This is a genomic window from Staphylococcus sp. SUC_1.2 (assembly GCF_026222585.1).
Genome location: NZ_JANJPM010000049.1, coordinates 1 through 10,347 on the forward strand (window position 1 = coordinate 1; position 10,347 = coordinate 10,347).

Consider the following 10,347-nt stretch of genomic DNA (forward strand, 5'->3'; position numbering starts at 1 on the left):
GAGTCCGGGACATAAAGTAAAAAGTAAAGAAAAAAATAGCTACTTTTGTCTTCAGAAATGTTTTGTTTTTGGAAATATTACAAACATGAGAGTCTTTTTAAAGAGTATTTGACATGAGCATAAGGAAATCCAGTACCACCTTTGGTGGTATTCAGCATAGCTGAAGGATTATCCTACTAGCCATTTTGCTCATGTCCTCTCAAAAAATCGTTATAAATACTGTTATTTCAATATTTATAGCCTATACTATTATCACTGAGATTTAGTGTAAAATTAACTAATATTACAGACTCATTACAATCATGACAAGACCACTTTTAATTGTCAGAAGACTCCTTTTTTTGTTGATTTCATAGTCCTCAGGCGACGTCGAGACTCTTAAGAGTCTTAATTTTTTTAGCCAAAGACTCTTAAGACTCCTACTTTTAGTATTAATTTCAACAACAAAATCACTAAAAGAGTAATCTAAGTAATTCATACATTTGTTTCACTTTTTGAAATTGATTAAATACTTTTTTCTCAATATCAAATTCAATAATGATCATATTCTTTATTTTTAAATTCAAAAAAAGAGAAAGAATAAAACAATTTCTATACGTTTCTATGCTCAATTTTATTAAAAAGTGACTCGAAATAAAGAGCTAAGTATTATTTATTTTAGACTGTCTAAAGAAATAAAATAGAACGGAAAACATGCCAAATTGCATTTTCTAAAAGAAGGTGATTTGACAGTATATTTTTATATTTGGAATAAAAAAGAGTATTTAACGAGTGAACTTTTTGATTTAACAGAAAGTGAAAAACAAGAAATTAATCATCAAGTGATTGATGAAATTGAAGAAGAAAAATAAAAATAAATTTTCTTAAACGTTAGAAAAGGTTAACGTTTTTTGTTGAAAATACGCTAAAAATGGCGGGGACATTTTGGGTACAGACACAATATGATATGGGTACATTCTGGGTACAAAACAAATTTTAGGCACCTAATGTAAAATGTTGTAACCCTTGAAATGTCTGGCTTCGACAGACCCACCTTTTTAAAAGGTGGCAAATTCCCCTTATGCTCTTACAAAGAATTTGGAGTCAATTCAAAATTTTGGTGTTTTAAAAGAAAAATGTCTCTGCAAGAACTAAAAATCAGAACTACTTTTTGAATGATTTTATGCCAATTTTTAATTTGCATGTAGATGGGCCAGTGTCTAAAAAAACGACAATGGTTAAGTAAAAAAGTTTAGGTCTGTTTTTCTGATTTTTAAATTTAGCTAATATTTTCGTTTTAAGGGTCATTAAATAGTTTTGGGCACAAAATATATAAAACAACCTCTACTTGTTCTAAAAAGTATCTTAAAATTGCAAATAAGGGTATTTTATATTTTAAAAATTCTTGTGATAAATTTTGTTAAAAATATTTTATAAATCTTGTAACTTAAATAAGAGTTAGGATAAGGAGACAGAATGAATTTTATTATTAGGAAAGAAAAAAAAGAAGATTATAAGATTACAGAAGAAGTTGTAAAAGAAGCGTTTGCTAATGAAGAGTATAGTGATCAGAGTGAACATAGATTAGTTGCGAGTTTGAGAAATTCTGATGAGTTTATTCCAGATTTATCTTTAGTAGCATTGCATAAAGATAAAATTATAGGTCATATATTGTTATCTAAAATTTTTATTGTTAAAGGTGAAAAATCTATAGAATCATTAGCTTTAGCGCCTATTTCTGTTTTACCTAATTATCAAAATAAAGGCGTAGGCCAAAGTTTAATACAAAGATCTTTAGAAATAGCAGAAGAGCTTAATTTTGATTCGGTTATAGTGATGGGACACTCAGAGTATTATCCGAAATTCGGGTTTAAAAAAGCTTCTAACTGGTGTATTCAAGCACCTTTTGAAGTACCAGACGAATTTTTAATGGCTATTGAATTAAAGAAAAATGCTTTGGATAAAACTTCTAGGATAATTCAATATTCAGATGCTTTTTTTGAATGAAAAATTTATTTTTAAAATCGACTGAATAGATAAAGACCACGCATTTATGCCGAGAAAATTTATTGTACGTTGAGAAGAACCCTTAACTAAACTTGTAGACGAATATCGGCATAGCGTGAGCTATTAAGCCGACCATTCGACAAGTTTTGGGATTGTTAAGGGTGCCGAGGCTCAACGTCAATAAAGTAATTGGAATAAAGCAATGTTTTTAGTAAATTAAAAAGAAAAGGGGTTTTTTTATGAAGCTGTACGTTAACGAAATTGTTAGAACAAATAACTTTGAAGATGATGATATTATGAATAAAATTTTAGGGATGTGGGATACTTTTTATAAAAATAATGATGATTATAAAGGGAAAGTATATGCAATTTATCATGATTATGAATCGGATTATAAAGGTGATTATTCATTAGCTTTGTGTACAGAAGATATTTCGGCAGATAAATTTTTCGAAGTTGACTTTGCTAATAGTATTGAATACAAGTGTTCTGGAAAAGATGAAATTGTAAACGTATGGAAACGTATTTGGGAAGATGAAGAAGAGAACAAAATTCAAAGAAGATATGATATTGATTGCGAAGAATATAAAGAAGATGGATCAGTTGTTATACATCTTTTTTAGGTTTTATGAAACGAGTTTCTTCTTGTCTTGATTTTGAAATAAAAAATCGACTAAGGTCGATTATGGTTTTGCACCGTTTGGAACAAACGTATAAGTGCGCCCTTGTGATAAAGTTTGTTAAGAAAAGGAGGTATTAATTTGATATTTATATATATAATATTTTCGGCTATTTTACTTTATTATGCTTTAAAATATGGAATTAGAAATGGTTTTGTTGAACTTGAAGCGAATAAAGACGGTTTAGTTTACTATAAAAAAAGTGCGAGTTTACTTGAAGAGATAGGAAATATTTATAGTAGGGTTTCTACATCTAAATCTAAAGAAGCGAAAGCTATCTATAATGAGGCTTTTGACATATTGCTTTCTGAAAAAAACCGAAGATTATATTTAAAGAATTAACTGAGAAGAAAGAAGAAATTTTTAAATTGAGTATAGATGACTAACTAACTTTAAATGACGCATTTATGCCGACCATTCGACAAGTTTTGGGATTATTAAGGATTCCAAGGCTCAATGTCAATAAAGCAATTTTATTTTTTGAAAAGAAAACAAAAGGAGTTTTTTGTATGAAATTTGGGAATTATAAAATTGATTCGTTTTACTTAATTATGATTATAGGTTTTTTAGCTACTTCTTTATTTTTCCCATTTATGCTTTTGTCTATTTTTGTTTTATTGATTATTGGTTTAGAAAAAGACGATAAAGAGGGTTAATTTTAGTTTTCGATTTTGATTTTTGAAATGAGTTGAAAACGAGTTTCTTCTTGTCTTGATACTATAAAAATAAGCAAATATATAACATAAAATGACTTATCGGAAGTACATATGCTTCAAAAGATGCAGATGGTATAATAATGGAGTCGCCTATCTCTCAGGCGTCAATTTGACGTAGGGAGGAGGTGTTATTCATGTTGGAAATCCTTGTTCACATCACGACCACAGTCATCAGTGGTTGTATTATTGCGTTATTTACGCATTGGCTGCGTAATCGCAAAGACAAATAGGCGACAATAGCCACACCTACACCAATCCCCTCACTATTTGCGGTAGTGAGGGGATTGGTGTATCCATGCTGGATTCCTTGTTAAGTGCATTATAACATCATAGTGTAGAGGAATGCAAAATTCTATTTTAAGTAGCTACTTTAGTTTCATAATTATATTATAATTATAATAATAAAGAAGTTGGAGGATATTTATGACTATACCTACAAAAAAATTGGATTATTGGTCTCAAAAAGGTGCTACACAAGCACCTAAAAATTTAAGAGAAAAAATAGAGAAAGTACTTACTGCTAATGAATCGAAAATTAAGAGGAAAAATCAACTTGATATCTATCTTCAAGGATCTTACCGAAATAATACGAATATCTTTGGGAGTAGTGATGTAGATATTGTTGTTCAAAGTAATGCTACTTTTTTTAGCAATATTTCAAAACTAGAAGCTTATGAACGAAAAATATATAACCAAACATTTGATGAAGCAACTTACACTTGGAGATATTTCAAAAATGATGTAATAAAAACTTTACAATATGCTTTTGGAAGTTCAAATGTTGAAATTGGTAACAAATCAATAAAGATATTTACAGAAGACTATGAAGCTGATGTTATACCATGCTTTGAGTATAGAAATTACTTGTCTTTTGGAAATAGTGAAGAAGATAGAGAATATATTCCTGGAATTAAATTTTTTACTACTGACAAAGGGGAGAGTATCATTAATTATCCGAAAAAGCACTACGTCTTTGGAGTTGATAAAAATGAGAGAACAAATAATTACTATAAACCTACTATAAGAATATTTAAAAATATAAAAAAACAATTAATTAAAAAAAAGAATTACAAAAAAAAGTAGTTTCATCTTATTTTATAGAAAGTTTATTATATAATGTTCCAGACCGATATTTTTGTATTGATAATGCTTCTAATAGAGTTGCAGATATTCTTAATTGGTTAACTAAAAATCAAGATTCTTTTTCAACATTTATATGTCAAAATGAGCAAATGAATTTGTTTGCCTCTTCGCAAGAACAGTGGAATGAAGAAGATGCAGATAAATTTATTTTTGAAATAAATAAATTTTGGAATGAGTGGTAAATAATGCATGAGTACAGTGTTGATGTAGAAAATAATAAAGTCATCTTTTATTTATCTATAGTCTCAATTTTTATTTCGAGTGTTTTAACTATGATTATAAATTTATGGATAGAAAAAATTCCCTATATTGAGATTACTATATCTATTACAACAATCAGTATTTTTGGCATTTTATATTCTTTATTTGATAAATTTATTTGGAAATGGAAAATTCTTCATAAATTAGGGATAATTAAAATTCCAAATTTGAATGGAAAATGGAAAGGTAATTTTCAATCTTCTTACCATGATTTCAAAGAAAATCTCCCAGTTATATTAATTATTGAACAATCATGGTCAAAAATTTGTATTAAAGGAAAGTTTAATCATTCTAAATCATCAAGTGATACAGCTTCAATAAAAGTTAATTTAGGTAAAGAAATTATGTTACATTATTCTTATTATAATGATAAAAAACCAGAATATTATAAGATGGGAACTAGTAATCATAGAGGATATGCAAATTTGGAAATAAATGGAAATTCAATGGAAGGAAATTATTTTAATGATCCTTCTAATAATAAAAATTGGGGTAAGCTAAATTTAAAAAAAGTTATTGAATCATAAGTGTATTGTAGAGGTACACCCTAATCATACAGAATAAGTTCTTGAATTTATAGTAACTGTCACTTTGCTTGATATATGAGAATTATTTAACCTTATAAATGAGAAAAAAGCAACGCACTTTAAATAAGATACGTTGCTTTTTCGATTGATGAACACCTATAATTAAACTATTCATCTATTATTTATGGTTTTTTGTATATACAATATTTCTAGTTTGTTAAAGAGAATTAAAAAAATAAATCTCGAAAATAATAGAGGGAAAATCAGTTTTTGATATCAAAATTATACATGTCAACGATAATACAAAATATAATACAAACTATAAGATGTTATCAGTATTTATTATGCATTTAGAATATTAAAATTCCTTCATTACACTCTTGGCGGTTTCACTTATCAACTTATCATTTGGCTTATCACTTTTATTGTCTTTATTCGTAAAAATGACTAAAACAATAGGTTCAGATTGGCCCTTAGGATAAACAAAAGCAACATCATTTCTAGAAGCATATGTTATTGCTTGACCACTTTTATCAGCAACCTTATAGTCTTTTGGAACACCATCTTTAATTAAAGTGTCTCCGGTTTTATTATTAAACATTAAATCAAGTAAGAAATTTTTATTTTTTTTGCTTAATTTTCCATTTGCGATAAGTTTATTTAAAGTCTTGCCGAAAGCAGCAGGCGTTGAAGTATCTTTTTTGCTCTTTGGTGAATAGTAATTTAATTCTGTCTCATATCTAACTGGATTTGTTACTTTATCTCCTAGTTCTTTTAGATGTTGTTTAACTTTTTTGATTCCACCGATTTCTTTTATAATTTTATTGTTTGCTGTATTATCACTATATGTCATTGAAGCCTCAATAAGTTCTTTTAAAGTGATATCTTTTCCTACATATTTTTCTAAAATAGGAGAATAACCAACTATATCATCTTTGTTAATATGTACTTTTTTATTTAACTTATTATAAGGTACTTGTTCTAACAAAATAGCACTATTTATCGCTTTTGAAGTCGAAGCATAGGCAAATCTCTTATCTGAATTAAATTTTACTTCCTTACCACTTTTAGTATCTAAAGCATAAACACCAATATGAGCATTATATTTTTTTTCTAAATCATTTAACTCTTGGGCATGTGAACTGTTTGAATTACATGCACTTAAAACTAAAGCAATTACAATTAAAAATATTAACTTTTTCAAAATAAACCCTCCGATATTACAGTTGTAATTTTTATAAATCAATAATATTACAATTGTAATATCGGTGTCAATAGTTTATTATAAATATTTGAAAGAAGGTGTTGAAATGGCTAAGTTATTAATAATGAGCATAGTAAGCTTTTGTTTTATATTTCTATTGTTATTATTTTTTAGGTACATATTAAAACGCTATTTTAATTATATGTTAAATTATAAAGTTTGGTATCTAACTCTTCTTGCAGGATTAATTCCTTTCATTCCTATTAAATTCTCTTTTTTTAAATTTAATAATGTGAATAATCAAGCGCCCAAAGTTGAAAGTAAGTCACACGACTTGAACCATAACATAAATACCACCAAACCTATTCAAGAGTTCACAACAGATATCCATAAGTTTAATTGGGATTCAATTGATAATATTTGCACAGTTATTTGGATAGTTTTAGTTATTATTTTAAGTTTTAAATTTTTGAAAGCCTTATTATATCTTAAATATTTAAAGAAACAGTCACTTTATCTAAACGAAAATGAAAAAAATAAAATAGATACGATACTTTTCAACCATCAATATAAAAAAAATATTGTGATTCGAAAAGCAGAGACTATTCAATCTCCAATAACTTTTTGGTATGGGAAATATATTATTTTGATTCCTAGTTCATATTTTAAAAGTGTAATTGACAAAAGACTAAAATATATAATATTGCATGAATATGCTCATGCTAAAAATAGAGATACTTTACATTTAATTATCTTTAATATCTTCTCTATTATTATGAGTTACAATCCATTAGTACATATTGTAAAAAGAAAGATAATTCATGACAATGAAGTAGAAGCCGATAGATTTGTCCTTAATAATATTAACAAAAATGAATTTAAAACTTATGCGGAATCTATTATGGACTCCGTATTAAATGTTCCATTTTTTAATAAAAATATATTAAGCCATTCATTTAATGGTAAAAAGTCATTACTCAAAAGAAGATTAATTAATATAAAAGAAGCCAATCTGAAAAAACAGTCCAAATTAATTCTAATTTTTATTTGTATTTTTACTTTTTTGCTCATGGTAATTCAAAGCCAGTTTTTGATGGGGCAATCCATAACTGATTATAATTATAAAAAGCCCTTACACAACGGTTACCAAATTTTAGATAAAAGTAAAATTTTTGGTTCAAATAGTGGATCTTTCGTCATGTACAGCATGAAGAAAGACAAATACTATATTTATAACGAAAAAGAAAGTAGAAAAAGGTATTCTCCTAATTCAACTTATAAAATTTATTTAGCTATGTTTGGACTTGACCGACATGTTATAAATGATGAAAATTCACGTATGTCATGGGATCATAAGCATTACCCTTTTGATGCTTGGAATAAGGAACAAAATTTAAATACAGCAATGCAAAATTCAGTTAATTGGTACTTCGAACGTATTAGCGATCAAATACCAAAGAACTATACTGCGACTCAACTCAAGCAATTAAATTATGGTAATAAAAATTTGGGAAGTTATAAAAGCTATTGGATGGAAGATAGTTTGAAAATATCTAATCTTGAACAAGTAATAGTTTTTAAAAATATGATGGAACAAAATAACCATTTTAGTAAAAAAGCAAAGAATCAATTATCTTCTTCATTATTGATTAAGAAAAATGAAAAGTATGAACTGTATGGGAAAACAGGTACAGGTATAGTAAACGGGAAGTATAATAATGGGTGGTTTGTAGGTTACGTAATTACAAATCATGATAAGTATTATTTTGCTACACATTTATCAGATGGAAAGCCATCTGGGAAAAATGCTGAATTAATCAGTGAAAAAATATTAAAAGAAATGGGTGTTTTAAATGGCCAATAAGCAAGTTGAAATATCTATGGCTGAATGGGATGTTATGAATATAATATGGGGTAAAAAATCAGTATCAGCTAATGAAATTGTAGTTGAAATTCAAAAATATAAAGAAGTTAGCGATAAAACGATTAGAACATTAATCACAAGACTATATAAAAAAGAGATTATAAAACGATACAAATCAGAGAATATTTATTTTTACTCATCAAATATTAAAGAAGACGATATTAAAATGAAAACTGCTAAAACCTTTCTTAATAAACTGTATGGAGGGGACATGAAAAGTTTAGTGCTGAATTTTGCGAAAAATGAAGAATTAAATAACAAAGAAATTGAAGAATTGCGAGACATTTTAAATGATATTAGTAAAAAGTAATTAGAGATATGTTTCAAACATAATACATATGTAAACTATGCTTGACTCTTATTAAATTAGTTTTGTTAATAACATTTAAAATATATTATTAAAGATGAGAGTGTACAGAAAATAACCATTTTCTGTACACCCTCTTTTTATATCTAGATATATAGCTAGTATACATATTTTAGTGTTCAATAACCCAACATAAAATCTATGTTCATAAATATGGTTATAATTAAGTTATGGTACAATGAAAATACATATAGGAGGTTCGTATTTTGAAAATAGGTTATGCAAGAGTTTCAACTGGTTTGCAAAATTTGAATTTGCAGGAAGATCGATTAAATCAATATGGTTGTGAAAAAATATTTAGCGATCACATAAGTGGAGCAAAAAGTAAACGTCCTGGTTTAGATAGAGCCATTGAATTTGCGAGGTCAGGAGATACGATTGTTGTTTGGAGACTAGATAGACTAGGACGTAACATGGCAGATTTAATCACATTAGTTAATGAACTTAATAATCGAGGCGTGAGTTTTCATAGTTTAGAAGAAAATATAACAATGGATAAATCAAGTTCTACAGGACAATTGTTATTTCATTTATTCGCAGCATTTGCAGAATTTGAACGTAATTTAATTTTAGAACGTTCTTCAGCGGGGCGAATTGCAGCTCGTGCTAGAGGACGCTATGGAGGTCGACCCGAAAAATTAAATAAACAAGATTTGACTTTACTCAAAACACTTTATGATAATGGAACTCCAATTAAAACTATTGCAGAGCAATGGAAAGTTTCACGTACAACTATTTATCGTTACCTCAATAAATTAGAGAGACAAGAGAATAAACACAAGTAGAGTAACCAATCAATTTTATGAAAAAGAATCTAGTAAATAATTATATATATCGTTAACATATAAAAACACCTTGTTTCAATATTGTTCGATGCAAATGAAGCCTTCTCTCAGCGTCTAGAAATCTTGTATTGTTGTTAAAACGATATTTTATATATAAAAAGAAAGCTGAGCAATTTTTGGCTCAGCTTTTAAAATTTTCATCATCTTACTATAATTGTAATAATTAAATAAATAACTAAAAATTTTAAACGTTTCATCATTTTCCCTTTTCAAAATATATAATGTATTTAAACTTCATCAAACTTAAAATATAAAGACGTATTTATAATATATTAACCACCAATACTTAAATTGAAAATACAATTTATATTAAATTTTGATTTCAGTTCGAAGATCTTAATCTTTAGATTTTCATCAGAACATCTTCGTATAAATGGGATTGAGGTTATCGAAAAGACTATACAACTTCAAAATAAAATCCGTCATACTTTTCTATTTCTTAATCATACTTCATAAAAAAATGTCGACAAAGTATACACTTTTGTCGACATTTCAAGACATTTATTAAACTATTTAATTATATTTTAATTAGTATAAGCCTTTTGTTTCATTACTTGTATCAATAAAGATGTTTTTAACTTGTTGATAGTTTTTAATTGCATCTTTATAAACTTCACGGCCGATACCAGATTTTTTATAACCACCAAATGGTGCACCAGATGGAATTTGATTATACGTATTAACCCAAATACGA

Annotated in this window: 13 protein-coding genes; 11 read left to right on the forward strand and 2 right to left on the reverse strand. The window is 27.3% G+C overall.

Translation table 11 applies throughout. The features are described from left to right. The first annotated feature begins 725 nt into the window (after positions 1-725). From NR218_RS11955 to NR218_RS11990, 8 genes are all read left to right on the forward strand, one after another. A complete protein-coding gene (locus tag NR218_RS11955) occupies positions 726-851 on the forward strand; it encodes a hypothetical protein (protein WP_031886468.1) in 126 nt (41 codons plus the stop codon). Between the two features lie 604 nt (positions 852-1,455). Then, positions 1,456-1,986 carry a GNAT family N-acetyltransferase gene (locus NR218_RS11960; protein ID WP_011276845.1) on the forward strand — a complete coding sequence of 177 codons (531 nt, stop codon included), beginning with the start codon at positions 1,456-1,458 and terminating at the stop codon, positions 1,984-1,986. 239 nt (positions 1,987-2,225) lie between these two features. After that, positions 2,226-2,609 carry an effector binding domain-containing protein gene (locus NR218_RS11965; RefSeq protein ID WP_011276846.1) on the forward strand — a complete coding sequence of 128 codons (384 nt, stop codon included), beginning with the start codon at positions 2,226-2,228 and terminating at the stop codon, positions 2,607-2,609. Between the two features lie 138 nt (positions 2,610-2,747). Then, positions 2,748-3,008, forward strand: a complete 261-nt coding sequence (locus tag NR218_RS11970; RefSeq protein ID WP_011276847.1) for a hypothetical protein — start codon at positions 2,748-2,750, stop codon at positions 3,006-3,008. 167 nt (positions 3,009-3,175) lie between these two features. Next, positions 3,176-3,322, forward strand: a complete 147-nt coding sequence (locus NR218_RS11975) for a hypothetical protein (RefSeq protein WP_000668388.1) — start codon at positions 3,176-3,178, stop codon at positions 3,320-3,322. 194 nt (positions 3,323-3,516) lie between these two features. Further along, positions 3,517-3,612 carry a type I toxin-antitoxin system Fst family toxin gene (locus tag NR218_RS11980; protein WP_011276848.1) on the forward strand — a complete coding sequence of 32 codons (96 nt, stop codon included), beginning with the start codon at positions 3,517-3,519 and terminating at the stop codon, positions 3,610-3,612. Between the two features lie 193 nt (positions 3,613-3,805). Continuing rightward, positions 3,806-4,465, forward strand: a complete 660-nt coding sequence (locus NR218_RS11985; protein WP_193626752.1) for a nucleotidyltransferase — start codon at positions 3,806-3,808, stop codon at positions 4,463-4,465. Between the two features lie 245 nt (positions 4,466-4,710). Next, a complete protein-coding gene (locus tag NR218_RS11990) occupies positions 4,711-5,313 on the forward strand; it encodes a hypothetical protein (protein WP_011276850.1) in 603 nt (200 codons plus the stop codon). Positions 5,314-5,671: 358 nt separating this feature from the next. On the opposite strand, the gene blaZ is transcribed toward NR218_RS11990, so the two are convergent. Then, positions 5,672-6,517, reverse strand: coding sequence for a penicillin-hydrolyzing class A beta-lactamase BlaZ (blaZ, locus tag NR218_RS11995; RefSeq protein ID WP_002440508.1), 846 nt, complete (start codon positions 6,515-6,517; stop codon positions 5,672-5,674). Between the two features lie 106 nt (positions 6,518-6,623). Here blaZ and blaR1 point away from each other — a divergent pair, with 106 nt between their 5' ends. The 3 genes from blaR1 (at position 6,624) to NR218_RS12010 (ending at position 9,593) form a co-directional block, all read left to right on the forward strand. Beyond that, a complete protein-coding gene (gene blaR1, locus NR218_RS12000) occupies positions 6,624-8,381 on the forward strand; it encodes a beta-lactam sensor/signal transducer BlaR1 (protein ID WP_032604370.1) in 1,758 nt (585 codons plus the stop codon). Continuing rightward, the gene (blaI, locus tag NR218_RS12005; RefSeq protein ID WP_001284656.1) at positions 8,371-8,751 is read left to right on the forward strand and encodes a penicillinase repressor BlaI; all 381 of its coding nucleotides are present in this window, start codon (positions 8,371-8,373) and stop codon (positions 8,749-8,751) included. Before blaR1 ends, blaI begins: the two co-directional genes overlap by 11 nt. A 263-nt stretch (positions 8,752-9,014) precedes the next feature. Continuing rightward, positions 9,015-9,593, forward strand: a complete 579-nt coding sequence (locus NR218_RS12010) for a recombinase family protein (RefSeq protein ID WP_037559009.1) — start codon at positions 9,015-9,017, stop codon at positions 9,591-9,593. Positions 9,594-10,181: 588 nt separating this feature from the next. Here NR218_RS12010 and NR218_RS12015 read toward each other — a convergent pair. After that, on the reverse strand, positions 10,182-10,347 hold a 166-nt coding region (locus NR218_RS12015; RefSeq protein ID WP_265883424.1), incomplete at its 5' end, for an aldehyde dehydrogenase family protein.

Bases quoted from the DNA above. Each gene is read 5' to 3' on its own strand.
- NR218_RS11980 (WP_011276848.1), top strand. From the start codon at position 3,517: ATGTTGGAAATCCTTGTTCACATCACGACCACAGTCATCAGTGGTTGT.
- blaI (WP_001284656.1), top strand. From the start codon at position 8,371: ATGGCCAATAAGCAAGTTGAAATATCTATGGCTGAATGGGATGTTATG.
- NR218_RS11975 (WP_000668388.1), top strand. From the start codon at position 3,176: ATGAAATTTGGGAATTATAAAATTGATTCGTTTTACTTAATTATGATT.
- NR218_RS11990 (WP_011276850.1), top strand. From the start codon at position 4,711: ATGCATGAGTACAGTGTTGATGTAGAAAATAATAAAGTCATCTTTTAT.
- blaR1 (WP_032604370.1), top strand. From the start codon at position 6,624: ATGGCTAAGTTATTAATAATGAGCATAGTAAGCTTTTGTTTTATATTT.
- NR218_RS11965 (WP_011276846.1), top strand. From the start codon at position 2,226: ATGAAGCTGTACGTTAACGAAATTGTTAGAACAAATAACTTTGAAGAT.
- NR218_RS11985 (WP_193626752.1), top strand. From the start codon at position 3,806: ATGACTATACCTACAAAAAAATTGGATTATTGGTCTCAAAAAGGTGCT.
- NR218_RS11960 (WP_011276845.1), top strand. From the start codon at position 1,456: ATGAATTTTATTATTAGGAAAGAAAAAAAAGAAGATTATAAGATTACA.